Raw genomic sequence first — 14985 nt, 5'->3', positions numbered from 1 at the left:
AACCCTGATCCATCTTAACGAGGCTGCAAACTGGTATGAATTTTAGCACCACCTCTCTGCATGACGATCGCAAAAGGCTAAACCGTCAGGACAGAGACAATTTCGTCCCGGTCGAAGTTGGGGCCATCAGCCTCATACACGGTGCGTCCGGAGTCGAGACCGAGAAGGGCGTCGGATGCGGTCATCAACATGTTTACGTTCTGCTCCACAAGGATGAAGGAACAGCCGAGTTTCTGTTTTTCGAGCATGCACTGCTGCATGTTTTCGATGTTCTCGGGTTGTACGCCCTCGGATGGCTCGTCCAGAATTGCGACCACGCTTTCTTCGAGCATCACGCGAACAAAAGACAGGATTTTGCGTTCGCCTCCGGACATCGAACCCGCCAGCTGGTCCAACCGCTCCGCCAGGCGCGGGAACCTCTCGAAGTAGGGGGCGACCTGCAAGTCTGACCTTGCCAAGGACAGATTCTCTCGCACCGAAAGGTTGTCGAAAACCATTCCAGTCTGCGGCATGTAACTGATCCCTTTGCGACGCCGCGCAAATGCGGGTTGCCTATCGAGAGGCTGACCTCCCAGCTTGATCTCACCCGACAGTAACGGAAGTGCCCCTGTGAGAGCGCGACACAGCGTTGTTTTGCCGACACCATTTCTCCCAAACAAACCCAATGTCTGGCCTTGCTTCAGGCTGCCACTGACGCCATGCAGGATTTCAGTATCTGCATATCCGCAGCGCAGGCCTTCAAATTCCAGAACCAACTCAGTCATTTTGTGCCGCCCGCATAAACCGCTCGAACATCCTGGTTCGACTGGATTTCGTCGAAGGTGCCTTCGGCAAGGACTGCGCCCTGGTGCATCACGACGACATGGCTTGAGAGAGAGCGCACAATGCTCATGTCATGTTCGATCAACAGAACAAGCCCCTGACCGCTATCCTGGAATGCCCGAACAAGTTCCGTCATCAGCTTGGTCTCTGTTGGCGAAAGCCCGGCACAGGGTTCGTCTAACAAGAGCACGCTGGGCTCGGAAACAGCGGTCATGGTGAATTCAAGGAACTGCCGGTGCCCCTGTGGCAGGTCCGATGCAGGGCGCGCCATGCCCTCCAATAGCGGCAGGCCAGGTGTTGCGAGTATTCGGTCAAGTTGCGCGCTTCGCCAATCAAGTGCGCTGGGTCGAAAGAAGTCCACCAGCCCGGCACGACCCGCCAGCATCGCGATACATAGATTGTCCGCCACACTCAGCGACGGGAACACGGAAGGCACTTGAAGCTTGCGTGCGATCCCGCTTTTCAGTGCCTCATGAGGAGCGCGGTTGTGAATTTTTCGCCCGGCGTAGCGCAGCTCTCCGTTTTGGACAGGTAGATTTCCGGTTGTTACGTTCAGAAGGGAGGTCTTTCCGGCGCCATTTGGTCCGATGATGCAGACGATCCCCTTCTTGGGTGTGTGCAGATTGACGCCATTCAGGATGCGAACGGGACCGATCTGAACGTGCGTATCTGTGAACGAGAGAGGCTCGGAAGACTGCTCCACCCTGGGTGCCGGCACCGAATAGACAGGCGGTCGCGCTTTTGAACTTGGCGATATGAAACGTTGAATGGCGTTTTGCACCAAACCCGCAATCCCGGCAGGTGCCTTCAGGACAACGAGAATGAAGATCAGTGCGAGCAGGACTTCCCAATACGCAAAGCTGTCCCTCAATTCAGCTGATAGATACCCAATTCCCACGGCACCAAGAAGGGGACCCAATACGTGAAACCGACCTCCAACGGCGGCCCAAATTACGAAATTGGCAGAAAGGAGGAAGCCAGATGAAGTTGGCGTAACGATACCTTGGTGGTTCGCGAACAGGATGCCAGCCAGCGCTGCGAGTGCTGCCGAAAGCCCGAATACCGCGCCCTTAGCAAGATGTGTCGGAAAACCGAAGAGTTGCAGGCGTCTTTCGTTGTCCGCAATCGCGCGGGCAACCAAACCTGCGGGCAGCCTGTCCAAAGACAGCAGAAGCACTGTCGACACCAGAACGGCCGCGACAATGACGAAATAGAAACTTCCAAACTGATTGAGGTCAGCGATCGTCTGGAAACCGCTGAGACCGTTGAAGCCACCGGTTAAGCCTGTCGCGGTGCCCGCAACTTGTTCTGTGATCAGTGCGAGCGCAAGCGTGATCAGGGAGAAGTACGGTCCGCTGTCCGTCTTTCCTTTGAAGACGACACTGCCAAGCAGGAACGCGATTAGTCCAGCGGCGGCGATGACACCCAACAAGCAGATGATCGCGAGCGGCAAGCTCGGCACATGAAGCAGAACATGTGCACACGCGTAGGCTGCCACGCCGAAGAAAGCGGCTTGCCCGAAGGGCAATATGCCGGAACGGCCCCAAAGAAAACCGATACCCTGACCGGCTATACCGTAGATCAGGAATAATCCGATCTGATAGGCAACGAAGTCGCCAAACAGAAAGGGCACCGACAAAAGCGCGATCAGAAGAAGGGTACTAACGGTTACGATATAGGCCATTAGGCTTTAACCACAGGAAGAGGATCGAAAGGATCAGGATAAAGAGGTAGCCGTAGGTCTGATTGAAAACCGAACTCACGATGGATTGCGAACCCGCAATTACGCTCACACCGATGAACAGTCCCTCGATGCTGCCGAGACCGCCCACGACCAATGAAAAGAACGATCGGATCAGGTAATCGAGGCCGATCATTGGCTCGACACGGATGGTTGGCGCCAAAACCATTCCGGCAATACCAGCCGTAAGCGCCCCGAATACAAAACACCCACTTGATAGTCGTCCTGTATTGATGCCGCAGGCTTCTGCGAGCTGCGGATTCTCGACCATTGCCTTGATTTCGGTTCCGATACGGGACTTGCGGTACCAAAGGAACAGGACGGTAAAGAAGCAGCCAATACCGGCCATGACAATCAAGCGATAGACGGGATAATCCGCACCGATTACGGTGACTGTACCTTGAACTGGCAGAGACACTGACTGGTATCCCCGCCCAAACACCAGCTCAACAACCTCTCGCAACAGGATCGATAGTCCCCACGTCGCCAGCAGGCTGTCAAAGGGGCGTCCGTAAAAGTGCCGGATAACCAGGCGTTCCATCGCAAATGCTGTGATGCCAACGACCACCAGGCACACAAAAATCTGGAATGGTCCCGGTAGCCCCAAGCTTGATGTGATCACCGGGGCGTAGGCCCCGATCATCACGAGTTCACCATGCGCCATGTTCATGATTTTCAGTTGCCCAAAGACGATGGCGAGACCGATTGTTACCAGCGCAAGCACACTGATTTGCCAAAGAATATTGAGCAGCAAAACCGTCGACATGGCGCTTTACCTATTCGCAGTTTTCCGAAGACGGCACGTTCTCGAACGCGGCCTCGATTGCAAAGCTGCCGCCGGTGCCGTTTGCCACATAGATGGTCTGGGCAACGTGGCGGCCTGTCAAAGTGCCGGTGCCGCGCGGTGACGTGAAGGTTGTGCCTTCGGCTATTGCTTCGATTGCCGGCACTTCCAGGGATCCTGCCTTGTTGGCGAGTGTCGCAAGGAGTTGAAGGCCGTCATACGCAGACTGCCCCAGGGAATTGAGCGGTGCCGCATCTGCTCCGAACGTCTCGGTGTAGTTTGAAGCGAATTCTTGAGCTGCGTCCGACGCGATGCTCGCGAAATAGCCCGAGGAAGAGTAGAGGCGATTGGCGTTTTCGGCGCCGATCCCGGCCAGAGTGTTTTCTTCAATGAGCGTGCCCAAACGGATCGCTTGCGCATCAAGACCAAATCCGGCGAAGGCAATATTGAAGCCGACGGATGCACCGCCCACCAAGGTTACAAGAACACCGTCGGCACCGCTTTCCCTGATCTTTTGCAAGGAAGAGTCGAACTCAGCGACGGTGAAGGGCAGGTATTCTTCTCCAACGACCTCACCACCGGCTGCGGCGATGTAGTCCTTGGCCAATGCATTGGTATCGCGGGGCCAGTTGTAGTCGTTTCCGATGAGATACCATTTGCTGACGTTCTCCGCCTCCATCAGAAAAGGAATTACGGGCTCAAGCTGTTGGCTTGGAGTCTCGCCGGTCACGTAAAGTCCCGTCGAACAGGCCTTCCCCTCGTAGACAGGCGTGTAGACATAGGGCACTTCACCTTTGAACCGCCCCACGAGCGCTTCGCGCACTGCTGAGTCGTGCATGCCGACAAAGGCCTCGACACCTTCGCCTTTCCAGAGTCTCAGCGCAGATTGCGCGGCTTCTGCGGGCGGTACACCGACATCGGCAAAGACCAGTTCGATCGGTTCACCGTTGATGCCGCCAGCCGCATTGATTTCAGCGGCAGCCATTGTAGCCGCATTGCGTGTGCTCGGACCAAAGATCCCGGCCGGACCAGAGTCGGGTACAAGCACACCGATCTTGATGTCAGCCATTGCCCCACCCGTCATCGCGGTTGAGGCCAGTGCGGCCGAAAGGATTGTTTTCATCCATTCTTTAGTCATTGTTTTTCTCCTGTTGGTTGATTGCTTTGCTATCTCGTCAAAGCGTCTTCGACGGCGAGTGCCAGCGCGATGAGGTCCCGGTCAGCACCCGTGCGACCTTCGAATTCGATCCCAACAGGCAAGCCCGGAACGTCGGGGCAGGGGAGAGAAATTCCTGGAACAGCGAGGTTCGAGCCAAGATCCGTGTTGCGAATGAAACTGGGGAAAGTCGGAACCTGCTGCCCGTTCAACTCGACAGTCTCATCGTCCCCAATAGGACGTGCCCGCAGCGGTGAAGTCGGGAAAGCCAGAGCCGTTAGGCCATTGTCTTTAAAGCATGACTGGTAGATGGACTGCATGGCGGGCCGATGGGTATCCATCGCGGCACGATACGCTTCTTCGGGTATCGCATCGTCCCCAAGTTGGCTGGCAATCACACCGGCCACATCGGGTGAGCCGATCTTTGAAACCAGTTCGTCAAAGGAGATACCGGGCGCATGTTCAGCCAGGTACGCAGGCAGATCACGCATCACTTCGTAAAGCGCTACGGGGAAGCCGACCGCCTCGTTAAGAGGCCAGATTTCTGAAAGGCTGACCTCAATCAGTTTCGCGCCGGCTTTCTCAAGGGTTTTGAGCGTCGCCTGCACAGCCGTCTCGACCGCAGGTTCGAGGTTTTCGAAAAATACCTCACGTGGCAGGCCCAAAACCACCTCATCGAGAGTGATGCTTTGTGAAACCGGTTCTTGTCCGGCCAAAACACCGTCCATTAGGGCGATATCTTCAACGTACCTGGCGATGGGCCCGGCAGTGTCTCGTGTGTGGCTGATGGGAACGATCCCTGTGCCGGAATAGCGACCGACGGTTGGTCGAAAACCAACCACGCCGCACAATGCGGCGGGCAGGCGGACCGAGGCGCCGGTGTCAGTGCCAAGGCCGACCGGGAGGATGCCCGCCGCCACCGCTGCCGCGGTGCCCCCGGACGAGCCGCCCGGGATCATGTCTGGATCATGAGGATTTCGGATTTTGCCCGTGGTGCCGTTGTTGCTGGTGATGCCGAATGCGAGTTCATGCATTCCGGTCTTTGCGCCAATGAAGCCATCTGCCTGCTCGATGGCTGTCACAATTCCTGCGTTTGTTCGCGGCGTGTGATGAAGAAGGGCGCCCGTGCCGGCAGTTGTCGGAAAGGAGACCGTGTTGATGTTGTCTTTGGCAGCGACGGGTAAACCGCACAAAACGCCGTTTATTCCTGCAGCGCGCTTTTCGTCTGCGCGTTGCGCGTTTGCTACCAGAAAGTCGGGATCAAAATGCGAGATGGCGTTGAGAGAAGACCGTGCCTTTTCTCGTTGGACAGTGTCCTTCGCAAATTCTGTCGCCGAGATTTCCTGCGCGTCCATCTTGCGAAGCAACTCTGCCGCGCCAAACCGGTTTTCGATCGCCATTTGGCCCTCCTGAAGTTTTCAGAAGGCTACCAATCAGGCCAACGAGCGGGATATCGTCATAAATGACGATATTTCGGTTTCAGACTAAGATATTGAAATTTATAAAGTTTCATGCATTCATGGCCAGCGTCTTATGGTCATGAACGAGAATCTGCAGGCAAGGGGCAAGCCACTCAACCGCTGCTAAAGTTCGCAGTGTCCGCGAGAAACTGAGCCAATTGGGTACGGCGACTCAGCCCAGTCTTCTTGAAGATGGCGGTGATGTGCGAGCGCAATGTAGATTTCGAGATCAGAAGCTTGGCACAAATCTCGTCATCTGAGGCACCAACCACCAATAGATCCGCAATCTCACTTTCTCGCGCCGTCAGCGACGTCCTATCGCACAAGGATGCAAAGCGTAGCACCGGGAAATTGGACGCATGATTTTGCGCACGTATGAGCGCATTCACAAAACTCGGGCCAATCGCGTCCACGATCTCCGTGTCCCGGTCCGAAAAGTCATCTTTTCGGTCACCGCGCCAAACCCGAACATCCCCTATGTTGGAGCCACGATCATAAGCAAAGTAGTTGATGCCATAACAGAGGCCGTCTTGCTTTAGGAAATCGTTATAAAACTCTGTTTTTGTCAGGCGATCATGATTCATCACCTGACTGACCGGCGTCGCCTTTCGCCGCCGCTGAAGTGTTGGCGTTATCGGATCGCGAAACTGAAAATAGTCATCGTAGCGTGCGAGATTGTCGTCAGACATGTTGATCTGCACACCCGCGACAAAGCGATTGGCGTCGCTGTCCCAAACATATGAGGCGAAGTAGTCCGCGTTCAGTAACTCCAGCAGACTTTGCCCAACACGCTGGCGGACTTCAAAATGATCGAAGTCACCGCTGAGGTCTCGCATCATCGAAAAGATGAGACTCGATTCTCTGTCTGTAAGGTTCATTGACTTGCTCCGCTTTGGATGCGCTGGATTTACTTGGCTCGGTTCACATTTATCGCCCTTCTCGGACCGATTGCGCTTTTGATGGTTGGAACACTAACCAGGTAGGAGCAGGGCCAGCGGTGATTGTGGTCATTGTCTCATGCCGTAATGATGCGGCAAGTACTTCTTGGGAGATGCAATGGTGGCTGTCTAGTCCTCAGTGCCTGGGCTAGCGATCATCGGTTTCACTTAGGTGTTTGGGGCGTAGTCTTCGTGCTGCTTTCGGCTTTTCCAAGATCCCCGATACCCGCCAAATCATGCGCGCCGGTAGGGCAGCAAAGAAAAGAAAGCCGTGGGAGCAGCTTTTGATTGAAACGAGCACGAAACAAGAAAGTGATACCTTGGGGGTACCACGTAAAATGCAAAACCAGTAACTCATTGATTTTATTGGAGGCGAGTACCGGAATCGAACCGGTGTACACGGATTTGCAATCCGCTGCGTAACCACTCCGCCAACTCGCCGGACGTGTTTGCTATAGACGGGCTGTGCGGGGGCTGCAACCCCGTGATGGGGGCGAGCGACGCGTTTCGGTGGGGTTTCGCGGAGCCTGCAGTTTTTGGCGATGTTGCGTTGCCGCAGCCGGCGGGATGTGCGACTGTTTGCGCAGATTCCGAAACTTGCAGGCGCTCACTCCATGACCGACTTTTCCGCACGCCGTACCATGATGGTCGACACGCAGGTCCGCCCTTCCGATGTGACCAAATTTCCCATTATCGACGCGATGTTGAGCGTTGCGCGCGAGGATTTCGTGCCCGCCGCCCGGCGCGAGGCCGCCTATGTCGGCGAGAACCTCGATCTGGGGCAGGGGCGCGTTGTGCTTGAGCCGCGCACACTGGCCAAGATGCTGGACACATTGGCAATCGGGCCGGAGGAGCTCGTGCTCGATATCGGGTGCGGGCTGGGCTATTCGACGGCGGTGATTGCGCGGCTGGCGCAGGCCGTGGTCGCCGTTGAGGCGGACGAGGCCTATGTGCGCGAGGCACAGGATGCCCTGGCTGCCAGCGGCGTCGACAACGCGGTGGTGCAGGCGGGCGATATGGCCGCGGGCGCGGCGGAGCACGGGCCTTACGATGTGATCGTGCTGCAGGGGGGCGTGATGGAGCTGCCCGACGCGCTGCTAGACCAGCTCAAGGAAGGCGGGCGCATTGCGGCGCTGTTCATGCACGATGCGTTGGGCGAGGTCCGGGTGGGCCACAAACGCGCCGGGCAGATCAGCTGGCGGCTGGCCTTCAACGCAAGCGCGCCGGTGTTGCCGGGCTTTGCCCGTGCACGGGCGTTTTCGCTGTAGCCGGGGACACCGGCCGCACGCGCCGGGGGAGAAAAGGACGAGGGACGATGCAGACAGGGCAGATGGGAACGATCCGGCGGATGCGGCGCGGCCTGCGGGCGGCGACACTGGGCGCCGCGATGGCGGTGATCGCGCCGGTGGCGAGCGCCGAGACGCTCGCCGATGCGCTGGTCAACGCCTACAATCATTCGGGCCTGTTGCAGCAGAACCGCGCCCTGCTGCGCGCCGCGGATGAGGATGTGGCCGTGGCGGGCACCGCGCTGGAGCCGGTGTTGCGCTGGACCGCCTCTGCGCAGCAACAGTTTGGCCGGGCGCGGGGATCGACCCTTGCGGGGGTGCAGGATACCGACAGCCTGACCCTGAGTGGGTCGTTGATCGGGGAATTGTTGCTGTATGATTTTGGCGCCACCGCCCTGCGGGTCGAGGCCGCCAAGGAGACCGTGCTGGCGACGCGCGAAACCCTTCTGGGGATCGAGCAGCAGGTCCTGCTGCGCGCCGTGCAGGCCTATATGGGTGTGATCGAGGCCAATGAATTCGTGGCGCTGCGCCAGAACAACCTGCGGGTTCTGACACAGGAACTGCGCGCCGCGCGCAACCGTTTCGAGGTGGGTGAGGTGACGCGCACGGATGTGGCGCTCGCCGAGGCGCAGCTGGCGCAGGCCCGCAGCGGTTTGGCCACGGCAGAGGGCAATCGCCAGATCGCCATCGAGGAATATCGCAACATCGTCGGGCGTATGCCCGGTGCACTGCGCCCGCCGCCGCGTCTGCCGACGATCGCGTCGGATGTGGACGCGGCCAAGGGGCTTGCCGTGCGCCGCCATCCCGATCTACGCGCCGTGCAGCATCAGGTTTCCGCCGCCGAGCTGTTGATCCGGCAGGCCGAGGCGGCCAAGAAGCCGACGGTCTCGCTTCAGGGCACGCTGTCGCTGTCCGAAAACCTTGATTCGAGCAATTTCAGCAGCGGCGGCTCCATCGGGCTGAATGCGGGCGGGACGATTTATCAGGGCGGCGCGCGGTCGTCTGCGGTGCGCCGCGCGATTGCACAGCGCGACGCGCAGCGCGGCAATCTGCATGTGGTGCGCCACAATATTCAGCAGAACGTGGGCAATGCCTACGCCAGCCTGCGCTCGGCCCGTGCCTCGCTGGAGGCGTCGGATCGTCAGATCCGTGCGGCGCGTGTGGCCTTCCGCGGCGTGCGCGAGGAAGCGACGCTGGGCGCGCGCACGACGCTCGATGTGCTCGACGCCGAACAATCCTTGCTGGATGCGGAGGCGAGCCGGATTTCGGCGCAGGCGCAGTTGTATAATGCGGCCTATGCGGTTCTGGCCTCGACCGGGCAGCTGACGGCGCGCGATCTGCGGTTGCCGGTGCAGCTTTATGATCCGGCGGAGTACTACAATCTTGTCAAGGACAGCCCGACCAAGCAGTCCAAGCAAGGCGCGCAGCTGGACCGGGTGCTCAAGCGGTTGCAGCGCGACTGAGCGCGCGCCGCTAGCGCTATTGCGCAACAGGGCGGGGGTTTATCCTTTCGCAGGTTTTTCGCGCCATTGTGCGAAATGAGGGCCCGGTCTATCCTTCGGGCCGAGCAGAGAGTGGTGAGTTATGTCAAAGCCTGTCCCCCATGATGAGGTCGAGGATGTCCTGTCGTCGATCCGCCGACTGGTATCCGAGACCAAACGCCCCATGGCCGGTCTGCGCAATGACGCCCCCGCGCCGCAGACGCCGCAGCCTGAGGCCGCGGAAGAAGAGAGCCGGTTTGTGCTGACGCCCGCGCTGCGGGTGGCGGAAGATCCCGCGCCGATGGCGCCCACCGACGATGCGCCCGCCCCGCTGCGATTGGGGGATGTGGCGCTGCATACCGAATTGCCCGGTGAAAGCACGGAGCATGAGCCGCAGGCGCCGCTCGCGCAACCGGATGAGGATGTGGTTGAGGATGTTGTTGAGGATGACGCGGGGGCCGACCGAACGTCGGCACACACCGACGTCACCCACACTGACCCCGCCGATTTTGCCGCCGCGTTCTTTGACGAGGAGGGCGGTGCGCCCGCACGCGAAACGTCGGACACCGTGGCGTCCGACGAGGATGGCTTCACCGATGATGAAGCACAGGATGAGCCCGCCGAGGAGGCGTTTGAGGACGACACCTTTGACGATGAAACGCTGAGCGACGCGGCGTTTGACGATGGGCCGGTCGAAGAGGATGCGCCTTTTGCGGATGCATCGGCGGAGGCGGTTGCCGTGCAGATGCAACATGGCGACAGCGATGCCGCGCCGACATCCGAGCCAGCGGCGGCGGACGGGCCGCGCCTGACCTCGAAAATCGCCGCGCTGGGCACCGCGATCAAGGCGATCCAGCAGGATTTCGAACCCGACGGCAGCGATCAGGCCGCGGATCTGAGCCCCGTTGATGTGGCCGCCATGGCGTGGGAGGACGACGTCGAACTCGACGGGCGCGGCGCCCCGATCGAGGAGCCGCAGGCCGAGGCAACGCACGACCCCGATGCGGATGTGGACGCGGACGCAGGCGAGGATCAACTGCTCGACGAGGCGGCGCTGCGCGCGCTGGTCAGTGAGATTGTGCGCAGCGAATTGCAGGGTGTTCTGGGGGAGCGCATCACGCGCAACGTGCGCAAGCTCGTGCGCCGCGAGATCCACCGCGCGCTGACCGCGCAGGAAATGGAATAGCTTACCCGCCAACCTCACCGGCGGCGGCAATCAGCGCATCGAGGTCGAAATAGGCCTCGATATGCGCGCCGAGCGCGTCGAGCGTGGCATCGACCTGCGCCTCGAACGCCGCCTGCGCCGTACCCCCCAGCCCCGCGAGATAGGCCGCGCGAAAGCTGTCGGACGCGAACACCCCGTGCAGATAGCAGCCCAACACGCGCCCGTCCGCGCTGGCCGCGCCATCGGGCGTCCCGTCAAAGCGGAGCCAAGGGCGCGCACAATCGGGGCCGGTGGTGGCGCCGAGGTGAATCTCATACCCGGACACATCGGCGCCTGACGCGGGGTGCGTGCCGTGGCGCAGCGACAGGTTCTTTTTTGGCTCCAGCACCGTGTGCACGTCCAGGTGGCCCAGGCCGTCGACGGTGCCAGCAGGCCCCTCGATCCCGTCCGGGTCGGCGATGGTTTGGCCCAGCATCTGATAGCCCCCGCACAGGCCGACCACATGACCGCCGCGCCGGATGTGGGCGGCGATGTCGATATCCCACCCCTGCGCCCGTAGCGCCGCGAGATCGGAGATGGTGGATTTGCTGCCCGTCAGCAGCACCACATCCGCGTCGGCGGGCAGGGGGGTGCCGGGGGGCACGATGCGCAGATCCACGCCCGGCTCTGCCGCGAGCGGGTCGAGATCGTCGAAATTGGCGATACGCGGCAGTTGCGGCACGGCGATGACAACGCCCGCCCCGCCCGAGCGCGCCCGCGCGGGCAGGTCCATCACATCCTCTGCGGGCAGGCGCGCGGCGTCGGCAAACCACGGCAGCACCCCAAAGGAAGGCCAGCCGGTACGCGCCACGATATCGTCGCGACCTGCGTCAAACAGGCTGCGATCACCGCGGAATTTATTGACGGCAAAGCCGCGGATCAGCGCGTTGTCGGCCTCGGACAGCACGGCCTGCGTGCCCACGATCTGCGCGATGACGCCGCCCCGGTCGATGCAGCCCATCAGCACCACGGGCACGCCCGCCGCACGGGCAAAGCCCATGTTGGCGATGTCGCCCGCGCGCAGGTTCGTCTCTGCCGGGGAGCCGGCGCCTTCGACGACGATCATGTCGCAGTCCTGCGCCAGCCGGTGAAAGCTTTGCAGCACGGCGGGCATGAGCGCTTCTTTTGAGCGGCCAAAGGCGCGGGCTTCCTGGTGGCCCGCGATCTGGCCCTGCACGATGACCTGCGCGCCCGTATTGCTTTGCGGTTTCAAAAGGATGGGGTTCATATCGGTGTGCGGCGCCACCCCGCAGGCGCGGGCCTGAAGCGCTTGCGCACGTCCGATTTCGCCCCCGTCGGAGGTGACGGCGGCGTTGTTGGACATGTTCTGCGGCTTGAACGGGCGCACGCGCATCCCGCGCGCGCGCAGGGCCCGCAGGATGCCCGCCACGATCATGGATTTGCCGACATTGCTGCCGGTGCCTTGTATCATGATCGCTTTTGTCATCTGCTGTGCCTCCGGGACCGGGGGCGAATTTGACCCATCGTGGCCCAAAGGAAAAGAGGTGCGCGCATGAATACACCCGCTCATTTGCTGCTCGGGGCTGCGGCCTTCGGCAAGCGTGGACAGCGGCGGACGTTCTGGGCCGCGATGGCCGGGGGGCTGGCGCCGGATCTGTCGCTGTATCTGCTGGCGGGGGGCGCGTTATTCTTGTTCGGCATCCCGCCGCGCGTGGTGTTTGACGAGCTCTATTTCTCTGACACGTGGCAGGCGATTTTTGCCGTCGACAACTCGGTATTCGTCTGGGGCGCGCTGCTGGCGCTGGCGCTGTGGCGGCGCAGCGATTGGGGGCTGGCCTTTGCCGCCGCCGGGTTGCTGCATCTGGCACTGGATTTCCCGCTGCACCACGACGACGGGCGTCCGCATTTCTGGCCCGTCAGCGATTGGGTGTTTGAAAGCCCGCTAAGCTATTGGGATCGCGCCCACGGGGCCGGGTGGATCGCCCCCATCGAGGCGGCGCTTGCCGCGCTCGCGGCGGTGTGGATCTGGCTCACGCGACCCGGCTGGGCGATTGCGATTGCGGTCGGCGCATTGCTGGCCGCGCAGCTATACGTGGCGTGGGTCTGGCTGTTTGTCTTTGGGATGTAGGCATGAAAAAACGCCCCACGCACGGGGCGAGGGGCGTTTTTATCAAAGGCTGAGGCGCTGTTAGGCGGCTTCGGCCTGCTGTGCGGCATTGCGACGCTCGGATTCTTCGCGGCTGAGGGCGACGGACGTCCGCACCCCTTTGCCCACGAATTCCATCAGGCCACCCACAACACGCTCGTTGGGGTCGATGCCGGCGCAGGAAAGCACCTCGCGACCATCGCGGGAGCGTGCCCAGCGGGCGATCTGCTCCGGCCCGTTGCCGTATTTCTTGTCGTCTGCAATCGCGTCGTCGAGTGCGGCGAGCACGACGGCGGCAAAGAGTTTGCGCGCGCGGTTGCCTTGTTCATTGTTAAAGGCTGTGCCATCAACGAAATCAGTCACTTCGTCGTCCTTTCTTTATTCTTGCTCTTGTCATTTGGCGTCTGGGTCTTCTGACAGATAAAGAGCGATTCGGATACCCTGTTTTTGCATGGCCCCTATGCGTTTTATGCATGGCTTCGGGAGGATGGAGCACAAGACAGGCCGTCTTGTGTGCCTCCCGAACACCGGATATAGGCGTCATCAAAGTTTCATCAACCTTTTGTCAGAGTTTTGTCACATGCCAAAAATCAACGGAAACGAGATCCGTCCCGGAAACGTATTGGAACATAATGGCGGCCTTTGGGCAGCTGTGAAGGTGGATCACGTGAAACCGGGCAAAGGTGGGGCATTTGCGCAGGTTGAGATGAAAAATCTACGCAACGGCTCGAAGTTGAACGAACGCTTCCGCAGCGCCGACAAGGTCGAGCGGGTGCGTCTGGAGCAGAAGGACCAGCAATTCCTCTATGAGGACGACGGGATGCTGGTGGTGATGGATACCGAAACCTACGAGCAGGTGCAGGTCAGCGCCGATTTGCTGGGCGAGCGGCGTCCGTTTTTGCAGGACGGCATGATGATCGTGGTTGAATATCACGAAAGCGAGGCGCTGAATGCGGCGCTGCCGCAGAAGGTGACCTGTGTCGTGGCGGAGACGGAGCCGGTGGTGAAGGGCCAGACGGCGGCCAAAAGCTTCAAGCCCGCCGTGCTGGACAACGGGATCAAGATCACTGTACCGCCGTTCGTGGATCAGGATGAGGCGATCGTCGTCAACACCGAGACGATGGAATATGTAGAACGCGCCTGAGGCGCGACGGAATACGTAGAACGCGCCCGAGGGGCAGACGGATTGCACTGTAAGGGCGGGCCAAAAGGTCCGCCCTTTTGCGTCAGGCGGTGCGGGTGAGCGTCGCGTCGCCCGCGGTCATCTCAGCCGTGGCGCGATCAAAGCGCAGGTAGGCCAGCGCGCGGTCGCCCGCGACGGTGTGCAGGGTGCCTGCGGGTTTGCCCTCCGCCATGATCTCGCTGCCGGGCGCGGCGGTGCCCGTCAGCGCCACCTGGGCCAGACCCTTGCGCAGCTCTGTCTTGTGCTTCATGCGCGCGGTGACTTCCTGACCGACGTAGCAACCCTTGCGGAAATCCACACCCTTCAGCCGCTCGAACCCCATTTCGAGGATGTAGCTGTCGGGCGTCAGCTCAACCCCCGCTTGCGGAATCATGTGGTTGACGTAGAGCGCATCCCAATCGGTGTTGTCGTCCGTTTGCGCGCTGTCGCGCAGCGCGCGCCAGCCCAGATCGGGGTGGCGCGGGTCGCGATGGGCATTCTGGGGCGGGGTGTCGGTGCCGCGGTGCAGGTGCAGATCGGTCTGGGTGATGGCCACATCCGCGCGCAGTTTGTACATGTTCAACCGTTGCATCAGCCCCTGCGCGAGGGCGCTGTCGACATCCAGCAACACGTCCGCACCGTCCGCCTGCAAAAAGAAATCGGCGATATACTTGCCCTGCGGGGTCAGCATGGCGGCGTAGACGAGACCGTCCCCAAGCCGGGCAACATCATTGGTGACAAGCCCTTGCAGGAAATCCGTGGTATCGGTGCCCGAAAGGCGGAGGATCGTGCGAGGGCCATGGCTCTGTCCTTTTTGCTGTGTGATCTATATAGGTTAGGCACG

Annotated in this window: 14 protein-coding genes and 1 tRNA gene; 5 read left to right on the top strand and 10 right to left on the bottom strand. The window is 60.5% G+C overall.

Going from position 1 to position 14985, the window contains the following annotated elements:
• Positions 1–77 precede the first annotated feature (77 nt).
• The 7 genes from KDD17_RS09740 to KDD17_RS09710 all read right to left on the bottom strand — a co-directional run bounded on the left by KDD17_RS09740 (position 78) and on the right by KDD17_RS09710 (position 7342).
• Entirely contained in the window at positions 78–764 is a 687-nt protein-coding gene (locus KDD17_RS09740) for an ATP-binding cassette domain-containing protein (RefSeq protein WP_212703489.1), read from the bottom strand.
• Positions 761–2506 carry a branched-chain amino acid ABC transporter ATP-binding protein/permease gene (locus tag KDD17_RS09735; RefSeq protein WP_212703488.1) on the bottom strand — a complete coding sequence of 582 codons (1746 nt, stop codon included), beginning with the start codon at positions 2504–2506 and terminating at the stop codon, positions 761–763. Before KDD17_RS09735 ends, KDD17_RS09740 begins: the two co-directional genes overlap by 4 nt.
• Positions 2484–3329, bottom strand: coding sequence for a branched-chain amino acid ABC transporter permease (locus KDD17_RS09730; protein ID WP_212703487.1), 846 nt, complete (start codon positions 3327–3329; stop codon positions 2484–2486). The genes KDD17_RS09735 and KDD17_RS09730 overlap by 23 nt, the downstream gene beginning before the upstream one ends.
• A gap of 10 nt (positions 3330–3339) precedes the next feature.
• Positions 3340–4485, bottom strand: coding sequence for a substrate-binding domain-containing protein (locus tag KDD17_RS09725; protein ID WP_212703486.1), 1146 nt, complete (start codon positions 4483–4485; stop codon positions 3340–3342).
• 29 nt (positions 4486–4514) lie between these two features.
• Positions 4515–5903 (bottom strand): indoleacetamide hydrolase, encoded by a 1389-nt coding sequence (gene iaaH / locus KDD17_RS09720; protein ID WP_212703485.1) that lies wholly within the window; start codon positions 5901–5903, stop codon positions 4515–4517.
• A gap of 173 nt (positions 5904–6076) precedes the next feature.
• Entirely contained in the window at positions 6077–6841 is a 765-nt protein-coding gene (locus KDD17_RS09715) for a helix-turn-helix domain-containing protein (RefSeq protein WP_212703484.1), read from the bottom strand.
• Between the two features lie 427 nt (positions 6842–7268).
• A tRNA-Cys gene (locus KDD17_RS09710) sits at positions 7269–7342 on the bottom strand.
• Positions 7343–7515: 173 nt separating this feature from the next.
• Between KDD17_RS09710 and KDD17_RS09705 the strand changes: the two genes are divergently transcribed.
• From KDD17_RS09705 to KDD17_RS09695, 3 genes are all read left to right on the top strand, one after another.
• Positions 7516–8169, top strand: coding sequence for a protein-L-isoaspartate O-methyltransferase family protein (locus tag KDD17_RS09705; protein ID WP_212703483.1), 654 nt, complete (start codon positions 7516–7518; stop codon positions 8167–8169).
• A gap of 47 nt (positions 8170–8216) precedes the next feature.
• Positions 8217–9650 carry a TolC family outer membrane protein gene (locus KDD17_RS09700; RefSeq protein ID WP_431358118.1) on the top strand — a complete coding sequence of 478 codons (1434 nt, stop codon included), beginning with the start codon at positions 8217–8219 and terminating at the stop codon, positions 9648–9650.
• 121 nt (positions 9651–9771) lie between these two features.
• The gene (locus KDD17_RS09695) at positions 9772–10854 is read left to right on the top strand and encodes a hypothetical protein (protein ID WP_212706286.1); all 1083 of its coding nucleotides are present in this window, start codon (positions 9772–9774) and stop codon (positions 10852–10854) included.
• A 1-nt stretch (position 10855) separates the two neighbouring features.
• On the opposite strand, the gene KDD17_RS09690 is transcribed toward KDD17_RS09695, so the two are convergent.
• Positions 10856–12319 carry a cobyric acid synthase gene (locus KDD17_RS09690; protein WP_212703482.1) on the bottom strand — a complete coding sequence of 488 codons (1464 nt, stop codon included), beginning with the start codon at positions 12317–12319 and terminating at the stop codon, positions 10856–10858.
• Between the two features lie 66 nt (positions 12320–12385).
• Between KDD17_RS09690 and KDD17_RS09685 the strand changes: the two genes are divergently transcribed.
• Positions 12386–12961, top strand: a complete 576-nt coding sequence (locus KDD17_RS09685; RefSeq protein ID WP_212703481.1) for a cobalamin biosynthesis protein CobQ — start codon at positions 12386–12388, stop codon at positions 12959–12961.
• Positions 12962–13021: 60 nt separating this feature from the next.
• Here the strand turns inward: KDD17_RS09685 and KDD17_RS09680 are convergent, their stop codons facing one another.
• Positions 13022–13342, bottom strand: coding sequence for a DUF6280 family protein (locus KDD17_RS09680; RefSeq protein WP_212703480.1), 321 nt, complete (start codon positions 13340–13342; stop codon positions 13022–13024).
• Between the two features lie 217 nt (positions 13343–13559).
• Between KDD17_RS09680 and efp the strand changes: the two genes are divergently transcribed.
• A complete protein-coding gene (efp, locus tag KDD17_RS09675) occupies positions 13560–14123 on the top strand; it encodes an elongation factor P (RefSeq protein ID WP_212703479.1) in 564 nt (187 codons plus the stop codon).
• 82 nt (positions 14124–14205) lie between these two features.
• Here efp and ygfZ read toward each other — a convergent pair whose 3' ends face one another.
• Complete coding sequence (ygfZ, locus tag KDD17_RS09670) at positions 14206–14832, bottom strand: CAF17-like 4Fe-4S cluster assembly/insertion protein YgfZ (protein ID WP_489146335.1); 627 nt, start codon at positions 14830–14832, stop codon at positions 14206–14208.
• Positions 14833–14985: the final 153 nt, after the last annotated feature.

The sequence above is a fragment of the Sulfitobacter albidus genome (genome assembly GCF_018200035.1).
GTDB lineage: Bacteria > Pseudomonadota > Alphaproteobacteria > Rhodobacterales > Rhodobacteraceae > Sulfitobacter > Sulfitobacter albidus.
The sequence above is the reverse complement of the archived record's forward strand: the minus strand, read 5'-3'. Positions and strand labels throughout refer to the sequence as shown.

Coding starts and splice junctions, on each gene's coding strand:
- iaaH (WP_212703485.1), bottom strand. CDS start 5,903: ATGGCGATCGAAAACCGGTTTGGCGCGGCAGAGTTGCTTCGCAAGATG.
- KDD17_RS09735 (WP_212703488.1), bottom strand. CDS start 2,506: ATGGCCTATATCGTAACCGTTAGTACCCTTCTTCTGATCGCGCTTTTG.
- KDD17_RS09715 (WP_212703484.1), bottom strand. CDS start 6,841: ATGAACCTTACAGACAGAGAATCGAGTCTCATCTTTTCGATGATGCGA.
- KDD17_RS09690 (WP_212703482.1), bottom strand. CDS start 12,319: ATGACAAAAGCGATCATGATACAAGGCACCGGCAGCAATGTCGGCAAA.
- KDD17_RS09740 (WP_212703489.1), bottom strand. CDS start 764: ATGACTGAGTTGGTTCTGGAATTTGAAGGCCTGCGCTGCGGATATGCA.
- ygfZ (WP_489146335.1), bottom strand. CDS start 14,832: ATGCTGACCCCGCAGGGCAAGTATATCGCCGATTTCTTTTTGCAGGCG.
- KDD17_RS09685 (WP_212703481.1), top strand. CDS start 12,386: ATGAATACACCCGCTCATTTGCTGCTCGGGGCTGCGGCCTTCGGCAAG.
- KDD17_RS09725 (WP_212703486.1), bottom strand. CDS start 4,485: ATGACTAAAGAATGGATGAAAACAATCCTTTCGGCCGCACTGGCCTCA.
- KDD17_RS09730 (WP_212703487.1), bottom strand. CDS start 3,329: ATGTCGACGGTTTTGCTGCTCAATATTCTTTGGCAAATCAGTGTGCTT.
- KDD17_RS09705 (WP_212703483.1), top strand. CDS start 7,516: ATGACCGACTTTTCCGCACGCCGTACCATGATGGTCGACACGCAGGTC.
- KDD17_RS09695 (WP_212706286.1), top strand. CDS start 9,772: ATGTCAAAGCCTGTCCCCCATGATGAGGTCGAGGATGTCCTGTCGTCG.
- KDD17_RS09700 (WP_431358118.1), top strand. CDS start 8,217: ATGCAGACAGGGCAGATGGGAACGATCCGGCGGATGCGGCGCGGCCTG.
- efp (WP_212703479.1), top strand. CDS start 13,560: ATGCCAAAAATCAACGGAAACGAGATCCGTCCCGGAAACGTATTGGAA.